Source organism: Serratia marcescens (assembly GCF_029846115.1).
GTDB classification, from domain to species: Bacteria; Pseudomonadota; Gammaproteobacteria; order Enterobacterales; family Enterobacteriaceae; genus Serratia; species Serratia marcescens_L.
In genome coordinates this window covers 2,150,911-2,171,312 of record NZ_JARVZZ010000001.1, presented here as the reverse complement: position 1 = coordinate 2,171,312, position 20,402 = coordinate 2,150,911, and the positions used below count along the sequence as shown (strand labels likewise).

At 58.2% G+C, this 20,402-nt stretch carries 15 protein-coding genes and 1 tRNA gene; 11 read left to right on the top strand and 5 right to left on the bottom strand.

Translation table 11 applies throughout. The features are described 5' to 3' along the window. Nucleotides 1-44: 44 nt before the first annotated feature. The 4 genes from ybfF (at nt 45) to fur (ending at nt 2,942) form a co-directional block, all read left to right on the top strand. On the top strand, nt 45-818 hold the full coding sequence (ybfF, locus tag QDT79_RS10110; RefSeq protein ID WP_308316457.1) for an esterase: 774 nt from the start codon (nt 45-47) through the stop codon (nt 816-818). Between the two features lie 256 nt (nt 819-1,074). Continuing rightward, on the top strand, nt 1,075-1,362 hold the full coding sequence (ybfE, locus tag QDT79_RS10105; protein WP_004939936.1) for a LexA regulated protein: 288 nt from the start codon (nt 1,075-1,077) through the stop codon (nt 1,360-1,362). Nucleotides 1,363-1,626: 264 nt separating this feature from the next. Further along, on the top strand, nt 1,627-2,166 hold the full coding sequence (fldA, locus tag QDT79_RS10100) for a flavodoxin FldA (RefSeq protein WP_025301862.1): 540 nt from the start codon (nt 1,627-1,629) through the stop codon (nt 2,164-2,166). A 329-nt stretch (nt 2,167-2,495) separates the two neighbouring features. Further along, nucleotides 2,496-2,942, top strand: coding sequence for a ferric iron uptake transcriptional regulator (fur, locus tag QDT79_RS10095; protein WP_019454058.1), 447 nt, complete (start codon nt 2,496-2,498; stop codon nt 2,940-2,942). Nucleotides 2,943-3,187: 245 nt separating this feature from the next. Here the strand turns inward: fur and QDT79_RS10090 are convergent, their stop codons facing one another. The 5 genes from QDT79_RS10090 to nagE all read right to left on the bottom strand — a co-directional run bounded on the left by QDT79_RS10090 (nt 3,188) and on the right by nagE (nt 12,155). After that, nucleotides 3,188-5,845: a beta-N-acetylhexosaminidase gene (locus tag QDT79_RS10090; RefSeq protein ID WP_308316456.1), complete on the bottom strand. Its 2,658-nt coding sequence runs from the start codon at nt 5,843-5,845 to the stop codon at nt 3,188-3,190. 13 nt (nt 5,846-5,858) lie between these two features. Then, nucleotides 5,859-6,185, bottom strand: coding sequence for a ChiQ/YbfN family lipoprotein (gene chiQ, locus QDT79_RS10085; protein ID WP_004939944.1), 327 nt, complete (start codon nt 6,183-6,185; stop codon nt 5,859-5,861). A 46-nt stretch (nt 6,186-6,231) separates the two neighbouring features. Next, nucleotides 6,232-7,635 (bottom strand): chitoporin ChiP, encoded by a 1,404-nt coding sequence (gene chiP, locus QDT79_RS10080; RefSeq protein ID WP_019454060.1) that lies wholly within the window; start codon nt 7,633-7,635, stop codon nt 6,232-6,234. 578 nt (nt 7,636-8,213) lie between these two features. After that, complete coding sequence (glnS, locus tag QDT79_RS10075) at nt 8,214-9,878, bottom strand: glutamine--tRNA ligase (RefSeq protein WP_107227277.1); 1,665 nt, start codon at nt 9,876-9,878, stop codon at nt 8,214-8,216. Between the two features lie 240 nt (nt 9,879-10,118). After that, complete coding sequence (nagE, locus tag QDT79_RS10070) at nt 10,119-12,155, bottom strand: N-acetylglucosamine-specific PTS transporter subunit IIBC (RefSeq protein WP_308316455.1); 2,037 nt, start codon at nt 12,153-12,155, stop codon at nt 10,119-10,121. Nucleotides 12,156-12,489: 334 nt separating this feature from the next. Between nagE and nagB the strand changes: the two genes are divergently transcribed. The 7 genes from nagB to QDT79_RS10035 all read left to right on the top strand — a co-directional run bounded on the left by nagB (nt 12,490) and on the right by QDT79_RS10035 (nt 20,388). Next, on the top strand, nt 12,490-13,290 hold the full coding sequence (nagB, locus tag QDT79_RS10065; RefSeq protein ID WP_004939952.1) for a glucosamine-6-phosphate deaminase: 801 nt from the start codon (nt 12,490-12,492) through the stop codon (nt 13,288-13,290). Between the two features lie 18 nt (nt 13,291-13,308). Continuing rightward, a complete protein-coding gene (gene nagA, locus QDT79_RS10060; protein ID WP_126171405.1) occupies nt 13,309-14,448 on the top strand; it encodes an N-acetylglucosamine-6-phosphate deacetylase in 1,140 nt (379 codons plus the stop codon). A 27-nt stretch (nt 14,449-14,475) separates the two neighbouring features. Further along, on the top strand, nt 14,476-15,696 hold the full coding sequence (gene nagC / locus QDT79_RS10055; RefSeq protein WP_308316454.1) for a DNA-binding transcriptional regulator NagC: 1,221 nt from the start codon (nt 14,476-14,478) through the stop codon (nt 15,694-15,696). 67 nt (nt 15,697-15,763) lie between these two features. Beyond that, entirely contained in the window at nt 15,764-16,516 is a 753-nt protein-coding gene (locus tag QDT79_RS10050) for an HAD-IIA family hydrolase (protein ID WP_004939957.1), read from the top strand. Between the two features lie 188 nt (nt 16,517-16,704). Then, a complete protein-coding gene (gene chiC / locus QDT79_RS10045; RefSeq protein WP_308316453.1) occupies nt 16,705-18,144 on the top strand; it encodes a chitinase ChiC in 1,440 nt (479 codons plus the stop codon). Between the two features lie 284 nt (nt 18,145-18,428). Next, on the top strand, nt 18,429-20,093 hold the full coding sequence (gene asnB, locus QDT79_RS10040; protein ID WP_033637446.1) for an asparagine synthase B: 1,665 nt from the start codon (nt 18,429-18,431) through the stop codon (nt 20,091-20,093). Between the two features lie 218 nt (nt 20,094-20,311). Next, nucleotides 20,312-20,388, top strand: a tRNA-Met gene (locus QDT79_RS10035). The last annotated feature ends 14 nt before the right edge of the window (nt 20,389-20,402 follow it).

Below are 20,402 nucleotides of genomic sequence, written 5' to 3'. Positions count from 1 at the left end.
TCGTGCGATTCAATCATGATACCCTAATCTGAATCTCTCTCAGTATGAACTTCGCCATGAAATTACATTATCAACTGCTGGCCGCCGAGTCAGACGCGCTGCCGGTGCTGCTGATCCACGGGCTGTTCGGCAATCTGGACAACCTGGGCGTGCTGGCGCGCGATCTGCATAAACAGCACACCGTGATCAAGGTCGATCTGCGCAACCACGGCCTCTCCCCGCGCGCCGACGACATGAACTACCCCGCCATGGCGCAGGATCTGCTGGCGCTGCTCGACGAACTGCAGCTGGAGAAAGCGATCGTCATCGGTCATTCGATGGGCGGCAAAGCGGCGATGGCGCTGACCGCCATCGCGCCCGAGCGCATAGCCAGGCTGATCGTCATCGACGTCGCGCCGGTGGATTACCAGACCCGCCGTCACGACGAGATCTTCGCCGCGCTGAAGGCCGTCAGCGCCGCCGGCATCACCCAGCGCCAGGCGGCCGCCCAGCTGATGCGCGACTATCTGCAGGAAGAAGGCGTAATCCAGTTCCTGCTGAAGTCCTTCCACAACGGCGAATGGCGCTTCAACCTGCCGGTGCTGATCGAACGTTACGAAGACATCACCGGCTGGCAGGATGTGCCGGCCTGGCCGCACCCAATCCTGTTCATTCGCGGCGGCCTGTCGCCGTACGTGCAGGACAGTTACCGTGCAGACATCGCGCGCCAGTTCCCTCAGGCCCGCGCGCACGTCGTTGCCGGCACCGGCCATTGGGTGCACGCCGAAAAGCCGGAGGCGGTGCTGCGCGCCATCCACCGTTTTCTCGACGAAGCCTGAAAAGTGCGCTCATCTGGCGAAAAAACGCGCTAAAGATAACGGCTTAGCGCGTTTAGCCCGCAGTTAGGCATTGTCGCCGCTCCATCTGCTGGGGTAATATGGCGCGCTATAATTTTGCCGCCGCGCCAGCGCGTTCGCGAACGCCGGTTCGGGGGTGAATTTGGGTTAGGGTTTATTGGCCCGAAGTGTGTTAACCGATGCCTCCGGAAGCGTGCGAGCGCTTTTTGATGCAAACTCCCTTGCAGTACCGCTACCTATGGCAAAAGAACAAACGGATCGCACGACGCTGGATCTGTTCGCAGATGAACGCCGTCCGGGGCGCCCGAAAACCAACCCGCTTTCCCGCGATGAACAGCTTAGAATCAATAAGCGCAATCAGTTACGGCGCGATAAAGTGCGTGGATTGCGGCGCGTAGAGCTGAAAATCAACGCGGATGCGGTGGACGCCCTGAACAAACTGGCGGAACAGCGCAACATCAGCCGCAGCGAACTCATCGAGCAGATGCTGTTGGCACAACTGGCGGAAGAACAGCCGGAACATTGATCTCTTCGGCCGCACGCGCGGCGCGGCGTTAAGGACAACGCCGGATCGACCACGCTTTTCTTCATTCTCCGGCATCGCATAAATGCGATAAAACCCCGGCGCCACTTTCTGGCATGATACGCATTTACCGGTAAGAGACTGCGCCTGTCGGCGCCCGCCCCGGAGGCGAAAGGCTCTTGCCATGGCATCATTTTAATCGGCGTCAGCGGCGGCAGTGCCGGCGTCGAGTAATGCAATTACTTGAATTTAAAGGTTATACGCGATATGGCTACTGTAGGCATTTTCTTTGGCAGCGACACTGGCAATACCGAAAACATTGCCAAAATGATCCAGAAAATTCTCCAGAAACAGTTTGGCGACGACGTCTCTGAAGTGCATGACATCGCTAAAAGCAGCAAAGAAGACCTGGAAGGGTTCGATATCCTGCTGCTGGGTATCCCGACCTGGTATTACGGTGAAGCGCAGTGTGACTGGGATGATTTCTTCCCGACGCTGGAAGAAGTCGACTTCAACGGCAAACTGGTGGCGCTGTTCGGCTGCGGCGACCAGGAAGACTACGCGGAATACTTCTGTGACGCGATGGGCACCATTCGCGACATCATCGAACCGCGCGGCGCGGCCATCGTGGGCCACTGGCCGACCAAAGGCTACCACTTCGAGGCCTCCAAAGGCCTGGCGGACGACGACCACTTCATCGGTTTGGCGATCGACGAAGACCGTCAGCCGGAGCTGACCAACGAGCGCGTGGACGCTTGGGTCAAACAGATCGTCGAAGAGCTGAGCCTGGCCGATATCGTCGGCTAAGCCCCGGCACTGGCGAAAGGTTGAACAAAGGCCCTGTAAAGTGCATAGTGTGCCCACAGGGCCGTCATCGGCAGCAGGGATTGCTGCGATAGAAGCTACAGATTTGTAACTTCCCACCCCGTCACGGTAGACTGAGGTATCGGTTTATCCCATCCATCAAGGCGTTGCATGCAAAACATGCAATAGTGCAATTATATCTTTGTTAACAACCGGCGGTTTCCATTTAGTACAACCGGTTCTATAATGAGACGCATTAACTCTTTGTGCCGACCGATGCCACAGGCGAGTACGCCTCAACTTGATTAGCATAGTAACAGGACTGAATTCGCATGACCGACAACAACATCGCATTGAAGAAGGCCGGCTTAAAAGTCACGCTTCCGCGACTCAAAATCCTGGAAGTACTGCAAAATCCGGAATGCCATCACGTCAGTGCGGAAGATTTGTACAAAAAACTGATTGATATGGGCGAAGAGATCGGGCTGGCAACGGTTTATCGCGTACTGAACCAGTTTGACGATGCGGGCATTGTGACACGTCACAATTTCGAAGGCGGCAAGTCCGTGTTCGAGCTGACCCAACAGCATCACCACGATCACCTGATTTGCCTGGACTGCGGCAAAGTGATCGAATTCAGCGACGAATCCATCGAAGTGCGCCAGCGTGATATCGCCAAGCAGCACGGCATCAAGCTCACCAACCACAGCCTGTACCTGTACGGCCACTGTGAAACCGGTGACTGCCGCGAAGACGAAACGCTGCACGACAAGAAATAAGCCTGACCGGCTATGAAAAACCGCCTCCCACCGAGGCGGTTTTTTTATGCCCTCCGTGCAACGGGCAAAAAAATCCCCGGACAAGCCGGGGGAAAATCATGTCATGAAATATCACAATTGCAGCGGCACAGCGACTCCACGTACTCCTCTCACTACAACGTCCGCCCTACGCCGACACGCGCGGGCGAACGCATTCCCCCTTCGTTATACGGCCGCCGCCAGGACAGCAGGCCGTTGCACCGGGCTTAGACCTTTTCGGCGCGGCTGTAGCGTTTGCCGTCCGGGCTGACCGACCGCACCTGAACGTCACCCGAGACCGCCGGCTTGGCCTTGGCGTCATAGCGCTGCCACTGCTTGCCACCGTCGGTGGAGTACTCGATGCCCAATCCCGGCAGCGCGATATTCGCCTCCAGCTTGCCGCCCGCTACGCGTGCGCCCGGCACCGGCAGACGGTAAGCGACGCCGCCCTTATCCAGCTTGGCCAGTTCGCGCTGACCCAGGATATTGGCGAAGCGCAGCCAGTCTTTCTCCAGCATCTTGGTATCGACAAAGTGGGTTTCCCCGCCTTTGTATTCGCGGCCTGCGCGGTAGTCCTGTTCCCAACCGGCGCGGTGCCAGGCGCGTTCTGCCACCGACAGCGCGCGTGGGAAGATCATGTATTCCATCTGCGGATCGGTGCGCTGGGTTTCGCTCCACAGCTGAGCGGACAGCCCGTAGGCGCCCGGCCACGGCTTGTCGCTCTTGGCGCTGAAGTGGTTGCCGTCGCGGTCGACCGAAGTTTCCGCGTTCTGCGGCATGTTGTCCGGCGCGAAGCTGAACACCTTGCGCTCGTCGCTGAAGCGGGTACCCCAGTAGTAACCGCGCTCGTCCGGGTTCACCTCGTAAGGGAAGTCCATATAGACGTAGTCCGGGTTGGAAACCACCACTTCATACCCTTTGTTGGCCCAGTCGTTGACGCTATCGAAACCGCCCCAGTACAGGGTATCCCAGAAGTTGACGCCCACGCGCGAGGTGGCGAACGCCTTCGCGTTCTCGGCGTCTTTCAGGCCATCCTGCCAGGCCTGCATTCTGTCGATGCCATGCGCCTTCACCAGCTTGCTGACCTCTTGGCCGAAGTAGCTTGGCAGATGCTCCATGTCGGCCACCTTGCCTTCTTTGATCATCGTCTGGCACACCTGCGACTTGGCCCACGGCTTGTCTTCGTTGCTCTGATCGATGATGCCTTTGCCCGGCTCCGGTTTCGCCTTGTCGGTGTAGCCGGCGCCCAGGCGAATGTTTTTCGCTTCGTCGCCGCCGAAGTGCCAGGTCTTGATCGGCTGGCCGGCCTCTTTATGCATCTGGGCGATCTCGCCGATCACCTTGTCGACAAAACGCTGGGAAGAATCCAGGCACGGGTTCAGGTAGCTCTGGCGGTTAAAGAACTGCACGGAGGTGGTGTTGGAGGTATCGGTCGGATCCACCAGGCGGAATTCGTTGGCCTCCTGCTCTTTCCCGGCGGCATGCAGCTTTTTATAGCGCGCTTCCATCGAGACCACCGCGGCGCGGGCGTGTGCCGGCATGTCGATCTCCGGGATCACCTCAATCTGGCGCGCCTGGGCATATTTTATGATGTCGATATAGTCCTGACGGCTGAAGAAGCCGCCGTAGACGTCCGGCCCTTGGCCGTACTGCGGCAGCAGGCAGGTGGTTTCGCTCAGATCGTGGCAGCGCTGGCCACCGACTTCCGTCAGCTCAGGCAAACCGGGGATCTCGATGCGCCAGCCTTCGTCATCGCTCAGGTGGAAGTGGAATTTGTTGAGCTTGTAGGCCGCCATCTGATCCAGCAGGCGCAGCACCGCGTCCTTCTTATGGAAGTTGCGCGCCACGTCGAGGAAAATGCCGCGATACTGGAAGCGCGGCGCATCGCTGGCGTCCAGCGTGGCAATCTTGCCGCTGCCGTCGCTCGGCACTAACGACAGGATCGACTGCAGCCCGTAGAACACCCCGGCCTGATCGAAGCCGATCACCCGCGCCTCTTTCTTGCCGATTTTCAGCTCATAGGCGCCCGGCACCGCCATCGCGCCTTTAAACTTGCCCGGCTGGATGTCGGTCTTGATTGGATAGCCGTTGGCCTGAACCGGCACGCCCAGCAGCGCGAAGCGCTGGTTGACGACGTCCGCCGCCGGCTTGACCAACGTGCTCAGATCCGGCGATACCCCTTTGCGCAAATCGACGTCCTGCGCGTGAACCTTCACCTGCATCGGCGTCGGCACGATCTGGCCGCGCAGCGCGCCGGCAGGCAGCGTCTGCAGATCGGCATTGCTGACAAAGCGCGAAGCCGGCGTCATCAGAATGTTTTTGTCGTCCTTGGTGCGCTTCCACTGGTCGCCGGTGAACGGCGCCACGAACTGGTCCAGGTTTTCGGTGTCGGTATTCGCCAGCATTTTCGGCTTGGCGTCGCCGGACGTGGCATACCAGCGTGGCAGGAAGTCGTTTCTGAACAGCTGCCAGTATTCGGCGACCACCGGGATTTCCACCGCCTTACCGGCCGGGAAGCCGCTGAATTTGGCGGTCGGCTCCAGCTTGTACAGATCGCCGGTGAGGTGAGCAATCTTGAACTGGTCGTTGTCTACCCGCAGGGTCTGGCGCGGGCTGTGGAAATAGATGACCCAGTCTTTGCCGTCGATCGCCTGGCCGTCGTTGCTGAGGGTGAATAACACCCGGTTGCATGAGGCCCAGTCGGCGCCCAGCGCCGCGCAATCCACGCCGTTTTCACCGGCGCGGTTATCCAGCATTTTTACGTTCAGCTTCAGCTGGCTCAGCTGATCCACCCGCTGTTGATCGGCCATGGCGTTTCCCATGCCGCCCAGGAATCCCATCGTTGCCGTCAACGCGGCTAATGCGCTCAGTTTGAATGCGTTCATGTTCTTGTCCTTCTTAATTATTGTTATCGCGAATTTCTTGCCACAGCTTGCCGCACTTGGCGTCGTAAGCCTGACCGTTACCGCTGTGCACCGCCATAATGCAGTTCTGATAATCCATCACCCGCACCGTTTCCTGCGCGGCGAACTGCTGGTGCTGCTTCTCTTGTTTCAACACGTTCAGCACCGCCTTGCAGGGCTGCAGACGCTCCGGCGAACCTTCGGCGGTGTTGATACAGGCGCTATACGCCTGTTTCAATTTGGCGTCTTCCGGCGGCGCGGCGGGTTGCGCGCAGGCGCTCAAGGCCGCGGCGGCCGCCAACATCAGCATGATTTTTTTCATCGTTGAATTCCCTTAACTGCCCCCGGCGGCGAGGCCGGGGAATGCATCAGAAGATGGTGAATGGCGCGATGACCATGAACTTGACGTCTTTCTCGTCCTGGAAGATGTTGCCGTAACCGCCGCCCCAGCTCGGGATGTTGGTGTGGTTGTCATACTGGGTGTAGTGCAGTTTGATCAGGGTGCCCTTGGCGCGCCCTTCCTGGATGGTGTACATCGCATCCAGGCTCCAGGCGCTCTCTTTCAGGCGCTGGCTCTGATCGTAGATCGGGTTGGTGCTCGGCTTGGCGTCCCAGGCGTAAACGTAGGAGCCACCGACCGCCATGCCCGGCAGGTTCCAGTTGCTGAGGTCATACATCACGCCGGCGTACACTGCTTTCTCGCCGTTGGCGTTAAAGTCGGAGCGGTTATCCCACCACACGTCCAGACGACCGTTGGACGAGGCGTAGGTCGGGGTCATGCGCTGCAGGAAGAAGCCCTGGTTGCCTTCCGCCTTGACCATGGTGCCTTCCAGACGCCAGTTGAATTGACCGGTGGTGTAACCGAAGGTCAGCGCCTGCAGCCAGGCCAGGCCGTCGTAGATGCTGTTCGGATCGTTCTTGTTACTGATGCGGTCTTCCGCACCGTAGAACTGGTAACTGGTGGTCAGCGGGTTGCCGAGCACATCGAATTTGTAAGACGCCTTGGTGAAGTATTGATTCACATAACCCTGCGCCTGGCCGAAGGCGGCTTCCAGCACCAGATCGTTTTTGAAATCGTACTTGGCACCCAGCGAGTGCAGGTAGGAGACGCGCGTTTTCTTATCGTTCTGGCGGAAGTCGTCCATCTCGATATGCCACGGCGCCTTGTATTTGTCGGTCCACATGTAGGAGAAGCTCAACGCACCGGCGTCGCCGTAGTCGAACTTGGCGCCGGCTTCGGCCCCCTGATAGGTGCCCGGCATAAAGCTCCAGTGCGGCGCCAGCAGGGTTTGGCCGCTCGGCTGAATATAGCCGGCGCGCGCCCAGACCGGGCCGTATTTGAATTTGGCGGCGGCTTTGTACAGGCTCACGCCGCCTTTGTCACCGGAATAGTCTTCGTCGTAGGTACGGTTTTTCGAGGAGAACGCGATCTCGTTCGGGTGGCCGCTGGCGCTGGATTCTGCCAGCTCGATGGCGGTAAAGGCACCGACGTCCAAACCAAACATGTCCCAGGCGTAGCCCGAAGCGAAATCCAGGCTCAGGTTGGCGGTGGAGTGCGACAGGTTGGTGGTGTATTGGTTGTAATCCTTGCTGTCCGGATTGAGATCTTTACGGTCGCGCTCACGTTGCCAGTAATAAATGCCGCCGGTCAGCGTGGAATCATCGATAAACCCTGCGGCTTTCGCCTCAGGCGCCATGGCAAACCCTGTTCCCAACAGCGCGCCCGCGACTGCGAGCGCCAGCGTTTTACGCTGAGCACCGTGCGTACCCATATTGAAATTCCTCTTTGACTTAACTTAAAAGTTGCAGCCGCCTGTGTTCACCACTGCCCTGCACGACTGCCAATAAAAAACCCGAACGGGTAAAAAATATTGCCGACGAGATGTTATTCCCACAGCACTAATTGCTACAGACAGACTATTTTTCGCGACGCGAATTATCAAATGAAAAATGCGGGAGATTTGTCAAAGTATGACAAGGAGCACATATCAGTGAGATTTTGTTACGCCGGTGATCATGGAAGGTGTCGAATAAAAAATTCAATTAAATCAGAATAAATTGAGATACAGGGTCAACCAGAGACGATTAATGGTTTCAGCCTGACTAAATCCGTCAGTCAGAAGATAAAAACTGAGAGCGCTCTCTAAATGAAATTAATTCGCATCACGAATATATAAGAGAAAATGAAGACTAATAGGACCAATATAAGAGAACCAATGGGTTAATGCGTCGCTATTAATTAAACGCATCCCGGATAAAATGAGGGAGGAATAGATCGCGAGCTGAGTGCAGGCATAAAAAAGCGCGGCTTAAAGCCGCGCTGATTCATTAATTTTCCAGGCGAATAAGATTAGCCTTCGATTTTCGCCCAGGTGTCACGCAGGCCGACGGTGCGGTTAAACACCAGATGCTCGGCCGACGAGTGACGGCTGTCGGCGCAGAAGTAACCTTCACGCTCGAACTGATAGGCTTTCTCCGGCTGTGCGGCCGCCAGGCTCGGCTCGACGAAGCCGTGCTTGATGACCAGCGATTCCGGGTTGATGGTGGAGAGGAAATCCTCCGCCGCGCCCGGATTAGGCACGCTGAACAGGCGATCGTACAGGCGAATTTCCGCCGGCAGCGCGTGCGCCGCTGACACCCAGTGGATCACGCCCTTCACCTTGCGGCCGTCGGCAGGATCTTTGCTCAGCGTTTCCGCATCGTAGCTGCAGAAGAGGGTGGTGATCTCGCCCGCTTCGTCCTTCTCGACGCGCTCGGCCTTGATCACGTAGGCATTGCGCAGACGCACTTCCTTGCCCAGCACCAGACGCTTGTATTGCTTGTTGGCTTCTTCGCGGAAGTCGGCGCGATCGATATAGATCTCGCGGCTGAACGGCACTTCGCGGCTGCCCATTTCCGGCTTGTTCGGGTGGTTAGGCATGGTGACCATTTCCACCGCATCGCCCATGTTCTCGATGACGATTTTCACCGGATCCAGCACCGCCATGGCGCGCGGGGCGTTCTCGTTCAGATCGTCGCGGATGCAGGATTCCAACGCCACCATCTCGACGTTGTTGTCTTGCTTGGTCACGCCGATGCGCAGGCAGAACTCGCGAATCGAGGCGGCGGTATAACCACGGCGACGCAGACCGGAGACGGTCGGCATACGCGGATCGTCCCAGCCTTCGACGATCTTCTCGGCCACCAGCTGGTGCAGCTTGCGCTTCGACATGATGGCGTATTCGAGGTTGAGGCGCGAAAACTCGTACTGACGCGGGTGGCAAGGAATGGTGATGTTATCCAGCACCCAGTCATACAGACGGCGGTTATCCTGGAATTCCAGGGTGCACAGCGAATGGGTGATCCCTTCGAGCGCATCGGAAATGCAGTGGGTGAAATCGTACATCGGATAGATGCACCATTTATTGCCGGTCTGGTGGTGTTCGGCGAACTTGATGCGGTACAGCACCGGATCGCGCATCACGATAAACGGCGAAGCCATATCGATCTTGGCGCGCAGGCAGGCGGCGCCTTCGGCGAACTCGCCGTTGCGCATCTTCTCGAACAGCGCCAGGTTCTCTTCCACGCTGCGGCCGCGGTACGGGCTGTCTTTGCCCGGCGCGGTCAGGGTGCCGCGATATTCACGGATCTGCTCCGGCGACAGCTCATCGACGTAGGCCAGCCCCTTGGTGATCAGCTCAACCGCATACTGGTGCAGCTGATCGAAATAGTCTGAGGAGTAACGAACGTTGCCGCTCCACTCAAAGCCCAGCCACTCCACGTCGTGCTTGATTGACTCCACGAACTCGATGTCTTCTTTCACCGGGTTGGTGTCATCGAAACGCAGGTTGCACTGGCCCTGATAGTCCTTGGCGATGCCGAAGTTCAGGCAGATGGACTTGGCGTGGCCGATATGCAGATAGCCGTTAGGCTCCGGCGGGAAGCGGGTATGTACCGACGTGTGTTTCCCCGACGCCAGATCTTCATCGACGATCTGACGGATAAAATTGGTTGGGCGGGCTTCAGCCTCACTCATTTCACTGTTCCTCAATGCAAAGCGCTACACATAACCGCCTATGATCCAACAAGCCACGTCTGGAAACAACCGTTTGTTTCACGAAAAATGCGGCGCGTTGCGCCATAGGCGCACAGCGCACCGCCGTGGAGCGAAAGGGGATAAAAAAAGCGGGAAGAGATCGCTCTCTTCCCGCCAAGTCGGGGCACACTCCGCCATGATGCGTGACCGGCCCCCGGTACTACTCAGGTAAAAACGGCCTTACTTTTGGATCTCGTACAGCTTGGTCTGACCGGCGACCACAGAGCCGCTGGCCAGCGCCGCCAGGCCGGCGTAGTCGTCAGAGTTGCTGACCACCACCGGACTTATCATCGAACGCGCATTGGCGTTGAGATAATCCAGATCCAGTTCCAGAATCGGTTGACCGGCTTTCACTTCCGCGCCCTCTTCCACCAGGCGTTTGAAGCCCTGCCCTTCCAGCGCGACGGTGTCGATCCCCATGTGCACCACGATCTCGGCGCCCTTGTCGGTTTCCAGGCAGAACGCGTGGTTGGTATTGAAGATTTTCACCACGGTGCCGTCCGCCGGCGCCACGACGAGCTTGTCGGTCGGGCGAATCGCCAGGCCGTCGCCTACCGCCTTGCTGGCGAAAGCTTCGTCCGGCACCTGATCGAGCGCCACGACTTCACCGGTCACCGGCGCCACCAGCGTTTCAAACGCGGTTTTCGGTGCGTTCGGTACCGCCTGCGGTTTGGCTTCTGCGGCAGGTGCCGCCGCCGGGGCCACCGCTGCCGCTACCGGGCCGGCTGCAATCACGTTGCGCATTGCGCTGGCAATCAGCTCGGCACGGGTGCCGACGATCACTTGCACGCTCTGCTTGTTCAGGCGGATAACGCCGGATGCGCCGAGGCGTTTCGCCAATGCGTCGTTCACCAGCGCGGAGTCTTTCACGTTCAAACGCAGGCGAGTGATGCAGGCATCGATACCGGTCAGGTTGTCGGAACCGCCGATCGCGCCGACGTAGCGACGGGCCAGCGTGGTGGTTTCGTTCTCGTCTTTACCGCCGTTGCTGTTGACGTTGACGTCGTAACCGTCGGTTTCGTCACCGGCAACCGCCAGCTCGCGGCCCGGGGTCATCAGGTTGAATTTGTTGATGGTGAAGCGGAACACCACGTAGTAGATAACGAAGAACACCAGGCCCTGCGGGATCAGCATGTACCAGTGGGTCGCCAGCGGGTTACGCACCCACAGCATCATATCCACCAGGCCGGCGCTGAAGCCGAAGCCTGAAATCCAATGCATGTTAGCGGCAATGAACACCGAGATACCGGTCAACACGGCGTGGATCACATACAGCACCGGCGCCACAAACATGAAGGAGAATTCCAGCGGTTCGGTGATGCCGGTAAAGAAGGCAGCGAATGCCCCCGCCATCATGATCCCCAGCACTTTCGCCTTATTCTCAGGGCGTGCGCAGTGATAAATGGCCAGCGCCGCCCCCGGCAGACCGAACATCATGATCGGGAAGAAGCCCGCCTGATAACGACCGGTGATGCCGACGACCGCTTTACCCGCGTCGATCGACTGCTGGCCGCCGAGGAAGTTAGGGATATCGTTGATGCCGGCCACGTCGAACCAGAACACTGAGTTCAGCGCGTGGTGCAGGCCGACCGGGATCAGCAGGCGGTTGAAGAAGGCATAGATGCCCGCGCCGACCGAGCCCAATTTCTGGATGTGTTCACCGAAGCTCACCAGAGCGCCGAACACCACTGGCCAGACGAACATCAGGATGTAAGCGACCAGGATCATCAGGAAGGAAATGAGGATCGGCACCAGGCGGCGGCCGCTGAAGAACGACAGCGCCTTAGGCAGCTCGACGCCGCTGAAGCGGTTGTACACTTCGGCAGAGATGATACCCACCAGAATACCGACGAACTGGTTTTCAATCTTGCCGAACGCGGCAGGCACCTGATCGAGCGGGATCTTCTGAATCATCGACACGGCGGCCGGTGAACAGAGGGTGGTCAACACGAGAAAACCGACGAAGCCGGTCAGTGCGGCAGAGCCGTCCTTGTCTTTGGACATGCCGTAGGCCACACCAACGGCGAACAACACGGCCATATGATCGATAATCGCAGAGCCGGATTTAATCAATAAAGCGGCGAAAGCGTTGTCGCCGCCCCAACCAACAGGGTCAATCCAGTACCCGACGCCCATCAAGATGGCGGCGGCGGGCAGCGTGGCGACCGGCACCATCAGCGCCCGTCCCACCTTTTGCAAATAACTAAGAATGTTCACCTTTTCCCCCTATGTTGTCCGCGGACGGACCCTATTAGTAGTTTATTTGGAGCTCTCACTACCTTTTTAGAAAAAACGCATGGCACGTATCACTCATGCCGAGTGTAAAAAATTTATTTTGTATCGCAAATTAAAACCTCCCTTTTTGTGATAAATATCACCAAAAAGTAGTCTTTCCCTCCCAGATTGCTGGCCATCACACAAAACTTATTTTATCATTCAAAAAATCAACCGGACGGACGATTCACGCGAGAATCATAAAGCTGGGTTACGCTTAGGACTCCCGCAGGCCCGTACAGTATAGCTTTAGTTTACTTATCCCAAGAGGTGTTAGATGAGACTTATCCCACTGAAAGATACCGCACAAGTCGGCAAATGGGCCGCGCGTCATATCGTTCAACGCATCAACGCATTCAAGCCAACCGCAGAGCGCCCGTTTGTCCTCGGCCTGCCCACCGGCGGCACGCCGCTGGAAGCCTACAAACATCTGATTGCGATGCACAAAGCAGGTGAAGTAAGCTTTAAGCATGTTGTGACTTTCAACATGGACGAGTACGTTGGCCTGCCGCAGGAACACCCGGAAAGCTACCACACCTTCATGTACCGCAACTTCTTTGACCACGTTGATATCCCTCGTGAGAATATCAACCTGCTGAACGGCAACGCCGCGGATGTCGACGCCGAGTGCCGCCAGTACGAAGAGAAGATCAAGTCTTACGGCAAAATTAACCTGTTCATGGGCGGCGTGGGCATCGACGGCCATATCGCGTTCAACGAGCCGGCTTCGTCCCTGGCTTCACGCACCCGCATCAAAACGCTGACCGAAGACACCCGCATCGCCAACTCGCGCTTCTTCGGCGGCGACGTCAGCCTGGTGCCGAAATATGCGTTGACCGTCGGCGTGGGCACGCTGCTGGATGCCGAAGAAGTGATGATCCTGGTGACTGGCCACGCCAAGGCGCAGGCGCTGGAAGCCGCGGTGGAAGGCAACATCAACCACATGTGGACCATCAGCTGCCTGCAGCTGCACGCCAAAGCGGTGGTGGTGTGCGACGAGCCGGCCACCATGGAGCTGAAAGTCAAAACCGTCAAATATTTCCGCGAGTTAGAAGCGGAAAGCGTGAAAAGTCTTTAATCTTTGCAGGGGGCTACGATGTTCGCTTTAACCCACGGCCGAATCTATACCGGCCACGACGTACTTGATGACCATGCAGTCATTATCGCTGATGGGCTGATCGAGAGAGTCTGCCCGGCGGCTGAATTGCCCGCCGGCATCGAAACGCGCGACCTGGGTGGCGCCATCCTGGCCCCCGGGCTGATCGACGTGCAGCTGAACGGCTGCGGCGGCGTCCAGTTCAACGATTCGCTGGAAGCGATTTCGGAAGAAACGCTGGAGATCATGCAGCGCGCCAACGAGAAATCCGGCTGCACCAGCTATCTGCCGACGCTGATCACCAGCAGCGACGAATTCATGAAGCACAGCGTCGACGTGATGCGTGCTTATCTGAAAAAGCACCAAAACCAGGCGCTGGGCCTGCACCTGGAAGGGCCGTACCTCAGCCCGGTGAAAAAAGGCACCCATAACCCGGCGTTCATTCGCAAGCCAACTCAGGACATGATCGATTACCTGTGCGCCAACGCCGACGTGATCACCAAGGTGACGCTGGCGCCGGAAATGGTTGAGCCGCACGTTATCAAGCAGCTGACCGAGGCCGGCATCGTGGTCTCCGCCGGCCACTCGAACGCCACCTACGATCAGGCGCGCACCGGCTTCGCCGCCGGCATCAGCTTCGCCACCCACCTGTACAACGCCATGCCGTATATCACCGGCCGCGAACCGGGGCTGATGGGGGCGATCTTCGATACGCCGGAGGTCTATACCGGCATCATCGCCGACGGCCATCACGTGGCCTGGGCGAGTATCCGTAACGCCAAACGCCTGAAAGGTGATAAATTGGTATTGGTCACCGACGCGACCGCACCGGCAGGTGCAGATATTGACCAATTTATTTTCGCCGGTAAAACAATATACTATCGGGATGGGCTGTGCGTGGATGAGAACGGTACCCTGAGCGGTTCCGCACTGACCATGATCGAAGCGGTGCAAAACAGCGTCGAGCATGTCGGCATCGCGCTGGACGAAGCGCTGCGTATGGCGACGCTGTATCCGGCGCGCGCCATCGGCGTCGAGCAGCGTCTGGGCACCATCGAAGCCGGCAAGGTGGCTAACCTGACCGCCTTCACCCGTGATTTCAAGATCACCAAAACGCTCGTTAACGGTAACGAGGTTTAATTCAATGAACAGCGAGTAACATTATTGATGAGCACTGGCGGACAAGCACAAATAGGGAACGTTGACTTAGTCAAACAGCTTAACGGCGCGGCAGTTTACCGCCTGATCGACCAGCAGGGCCCGATCTCGCGCATTCAAATTGCCGAACTCAGCCAGCTTGCCCCCGCCAGCGTCACCAAAATTACTCGCCAGCTGCTGGAGCGCGGGCTGATCAAAGAAGTCGATCAGCAAGCCTCCACCGGCGGTCGCCGTGCGATTTCCATCGTGTCGGAAACCCGTCATTTCCATACCGTCGCGGTGCGTCTCGGCCGCCACGACGCCACCATCACCCTGTATGACATGAGCGGTAAATCGCTCGGCGAAGAACACTATCCGCTGCCGGAACGCACCCAGGAAACGCTGGAAAATGCGCTGTTCGCCGCCATCGCCCAATTCATCGAAGCGAACCAACGCCGCCTGCGCGAGCTGATCGCCATCGCGGTGATCCTGCCCGGCCTGGTGGATCCGGCGCTGGGCGTGGTGCGCTACATGCCGCACATCAGCGTCAGCAACTGGGCGCTGGTGGACAACCTGCAGCAGCGCTTCAACGTCACCAGTTTCGTCGGCCACGACATCCGCAGCCTGGCGCTGGCGGAACACTACTTCGGCGCCACCCGCGACTGCGAAGACTCAATTCTGGTGCGCCTGCACCGCGGCACCGGCGCCGGGATCATCGTCAACGGGCAAATTTTTCTCGGCAATAACGGCAACGTCGGCGAGATCGGCCATATCCAGATCGATCCGCTGGGTGAACGCTGCCACTGCGGCAACTTCGGCTGCCTGGAAACCGTGGCCGCCAACGCGGCGATCGAACAGCGTGTGCGCCAACTGCTGAGCCAGGGCTACCCGAGCAAACTGACGCTGGAAGACTGCGGCATCAACGCCATCTGCAAGGCCGCCAACCGCGGCGATCTGCTGGCCAGCGAAGTGATCGAACACGTCGGCCGCTATCTGGGCAAGGCGGTGGCCATCGCCATCAACCTGTTCAATCCGCAGAAGGTGGTGATCGCCGGTGAGATCACCGAGGCAGACAAGGTGCTGCTGCCGGCGATCCAGAGCTGCATCAATACACAGGTGCTGAAGGACTTCCGCAAAAATCTGCCGGTGGTGATCTCCGAACTTAATCATCGCTCGGCGATCGGCGCTTTCGCCCTGGCCAAACGCGCGATGCTCAACGGCGTGCTCTTGCAGCGATTACTGGAAAGCTGATCCGCCGCTTCTGGCAGGTGTGTTATCGTCACCCCTTGCCTGCCGTAATCATGAGAAACAGCGACAAATGAAAATCAAAAACGTTATATGCGATATCGACGGCGTGCTGCTGCATGACAATACGCCGGTGCCCGGCGCCGATCTGTTCCTGGCGCGCATCCAGGAACAAGGCATGCCGCTGGTGGTGCTGACCAACTACCCGTCACAGACCGCGCAGGATCTGGCGAACCGCTTTGCCGCCGCCGGGCTGGAAGTGCCGGAGAGCGCGTTCTATACCTCGGCGATGGCCACCGCCGATTTCCTGCGTCGCCAGGAAGGCAAAAAAGCCTACGTGGTCGGCGAAGGCGCCCTGATCCATGAGCTGTACAAAGCCGGTTTCACCATCACCGACATCAACCCGGATTTCGTGATCGTCGGTGAAACCCGCTCTTACAACTGGGACATGATGCACAAGGCCGCCTACTTCGTCAGTAACGGCGCGCGCTTTATCGCCACCAACCCGGATAGCCACGGCCACGGCTTCTCGCCGGCCTGCGGCGCGCTGTGCGCCCCCATCGAGAAGATCACCGGCCGCAAGCCGTTTTACGTCGGCAAGCCCAGCCCGTGGATCATTCGCGCCGCCTTGAACAAAATGCAGGCGCACTCGGAAGAGACGGTGATCGTCGGCGACAACCTGCGCACCGACATTCTGGCGGGCTTCCAGGCCGGTCTGGAAACCGTGCTGGTGCTGTCCGGCGTCTCCACGCTGAGCGACATCGAAACCATGCCGTTCCGCCCGAGCTACGTCTACCCTTCCGTTGCCGATATCACCATTTTCTGATGCATTATGGCGGCTGCCCGGCCGCCATTATTTCTCTCTTCCTGACCGCAGTTTGAATTTAATTCGTTCATGACCGCAAAAGGTTTCAGCCTGCCTGCGCTAAAAATCCTCATTATAACCTTACGCCCCGCCAATAGCTGATATTGCCGGCCAGCGGAAAACCTTTACCCCTAATTAATGAGGCTACCATGAGCACAAATAACATGATTAATGCCGCCGCCGATGACGCAGCCATTATGCCGACTATCGCCAATAAAAAAATCCTGATGGGTTTTTGGCACAACTGGGCCGCCGGCGCCAGTGACGGCTATCAGCAAGGCCAGTTCGCCAATATGAACCTGACCGACATTCCCGCCGAATACAATGTGGTGGCCGTCGCCTTTATGAAAGGCCAGGGCATCCCAACCTTCAAACCTTACAACCTGTCCGACGCCGAGTTCCGCCGACAGGTGGGCGTGCTGAACAGCCAGGGCCGCGCGGTGCTGATCTCCCTCGGCGGCGCAGACGCGCATATCGAACTGAAGACCGGCGACGAAGATAAGCTGAAAGACGAGATTATTCGCCTGGTGGAAGTCTATGGCTTCGACGGCCTGGATATCGATCTGGAACAGGCGGCGATCGGTGCAGCCAATAATAAAACTGTCTTGCCTGCGGCGTTGAAAAAAGTAAAAGACTATTACGCTGCGCAGGGGAAGAACTTTATTATCAGCATGGCGCCGGAATTCCCGTATTTGCGCACCAACGGCACCTACCTGGATTATATCAACACCCTCGAAGGCTATTACGACTTTATCGCGCCGCAATATTATAACCAGGGCGGCGACGGTATTTGGGTGGATGAACTCAATGCCTGGATCACGCAGAATAACGACGCCATGAAAGAGGACTTCCTCTACTACCTGACGGAAAGCCTGGTTACCGGCACCCGCGGCTATGCGAAGATCCCGGCGGCGAAATTCGTCATCGGCCTGCCGAGCAACAACGACGCCGCCGCCACCGGCTACGTGATCGATAAACAGGCGGTATATAACGCTTTCTCGCGTCTCGACGCCAAGAACCTGTCGATCAAGGGCCTGATGACCTGGTCAATCAACTGGGACAACGGCAAGAGCAAAGCCGGCGTGGCCTACAACTGGGAATTCAAAACCCGCTACGCGCCGCTGATTCAGGGCGGCGTTACCCCACCGCCGGGAAAACCTAATGCACCGACTGCGCTGACGGTCGCCGAGCTGGGCGCCACCTCGCTGAAGCTGAGCTGGGCCGCCGCCACCGGCACCTTACCGATCGCCAGCTACACCGTCTACCGCAACGGCACCCCGATCGGCCAGACCGCCGGCCTGTCGCTGGCCGACAGCGGCCTGACCCCGGTCACCCAGTACAGCTACTTCGTTACCGCCACCGACAGCCAGGACAATACCTCGCTGCCGAGCAGCGCGCTGGCGGTTAAAACCGCCAACGACGGTACGCCACCCGATCCGGGGGCGCCCGAGTGGCAGAACAACCACAGCTACAAAGCCGGCGACGTGGTGAGTTATAAAGGCAAGAAATACACCTGTATCCAGGCGCACACTTCCAACGCCGGCTGGACGCCGGACGCCGCCTTCACCCTGTGGCAGCTCATCGCCTAATCGCCAATCGATTGCCGGCCAAACCGGCCGGCAATCCCGTCATCGCGTTAAAAATTGCATAATCGCTAATTTTTCCCGCCGATAACTGGAAATCCGTTAAAAACCACGCCCTCGCAAACAACTATTTCTCAGCGTATGGCTAAAACGCTTGCATCTCCTGCAGCTTTAGGCGCATTTTCATAACCACAGCGCAGCAAAACCGCGTTATCGCTGATGAATCGGCAATGCTGCCCATAACAGTAAAAAACAACATCACAGTCATAAAAGCCCGTTAGGAGAGTTGTATGTGTTCTATTTTCGGTGTGCTCGATCTGAAGTCCGATCCCGTTGAACTGCGTAAGAAAGCGCTGGAGCTGTCGCGCCTGATGCGCCACCGCGGCCCGGATTGGTCCGGCGTTTACGCCAGCGACAAAGCCATTTTGGCTCACGAACGCCTGTCGATCGTCGACGTCAACAACGGCGCTCAACCGCTGTACAACGCTGCGCACACCCACGTTCTGGCGGTCAACGGCGAAATTTACAACCACCAGGCGCTGCGCCAACAGCTGAGCGACCGCTACGCGTTCCAGACCGGTTCCGACTGTGAAGTGATCCTGGCGCTGTATCAGGAGAAAGGCCCGGATTTCCTCGACGACCTGCAAGGCATGTTCGCCTTCGCCTTGTATGACACCGAAAAAGACGCCTATCTGATCGGCCGCGATCATCTGGGCATCATCCCGCTGTACATGGGCCACGACGAGCACGGCAACCTGTATGTCGCCTCGGAAATGAAAGCGCTGGTGCCGGTGTGCCGCACCATCAAGGAATTCCCGGCTGGCAGCTACCTGTGGAGCCAGGACGGTGAGATCCGCGAATACTATCGCCGCGACTGGTTCGATTACGACAGCGTCAAAGACAACGTGACCGACGCCACCGCCCTGCGCACCGCGCTGGAAGAGTCGGTGAAAAGCCACCTGATGTCCGACGTGCCTTACGGCGTGCTGCTGTCGGGCGGGCTGGATTCCTCGGTCATCTCGGCGATCACCAAGAAGTACGCCGCGCGCCGCGTGGAAGATCAGGAACGCAGCGAGGCCTGGTGGCCACAGCTGCACTCCTTCGCCGTCGGCCTGGAAGGCTCGCCGGATCTGCGCGCCGCGCAAGAGGTGGCTAACCACCTGGGCACCGTGCACCATGAGATCCACTTCACCGTGCAGGAAGGCCTGGACGCCATCCGCGACGTGATTTACCACATCGAAACCTATGACGTCACCACCATTCGCGCCTCGACGCCGATGTACCTGATGTCGCGAAAAATCAAGGCGATGGGTATCAAGATGGTGCTTTCCGGCGAAGGCGCGGACGAAGTGTTCGGCGGCTACCTCTACTTCCATAAGGCGCCGGACGCCCGCGAATTCCACGAAGAAACCGTGCGTAAACTGCTGGCGCTGCATATGTTCGACTGCGCGCGCGCCAACAAGGCGATGTCGGCCTGGGGCGTCGAAGCCCGCGTGCCGTTCCTGGACAAGAAATTCCTCGACGTGGCGATGCGCATCAACCCGAAAGATAAAATGTGCGGCAACGGCAAAATGGAAAAGCACATCGTTCGCGAATGTTTCGAGTCCTATTTGCCGGCCAGCGTGGCCTGGCGCCAAAAAGAGCAGTTCTCCGACGGCGTCGGCTACAGCTGGATCGACACGCTAAAAGAGGTCGCTGCGCAGCAAATCAGCGATCAACAGCTCGAAACCGCGCGTTTCCGCTTCCCGTACAACACGCCAACGTCTAAAGAAGGCTACCTGTACCGCGAGATCTTTGAAGAGTTGTTCCCGCTGCCGAGCGCCGCCGAATGCGTGCCGGGCGGCCCGTCCGTCGCCTGCTCGTCCGCCAAGGCCATCGAATGGGACGAATCGTTTAAGAAGATGGACGATCCTTCCGGCCGCGCCGTCGGCGTGCACCAGGCCGCCTATAAATAATCACGCGGCGTTTTCCCTCGGGGCGGGCCTTTTGGCCCGCCTTTTTGTTGCCTTTCTCCCCCGCCAACTGCCTGAATTGCCGATTTTATCGCCATAATGTTCACAAGCCAGACAAACGGCGCTTCCGGGCGCTTTTTCGGGAAAAAACTTGTTGACGCAAATCGGTCATATACGCATAATGCGCCCCGCAACGCCGATGAAGGCAAAGCAAAAAAGAGGGCTACGTAGCTCAGCTGGTTAGAGCACATCACTCATAATGATGGGGTCACAGGTTCGAATCCCGTCGTAGCCACCATCTCTTTTTTGCAT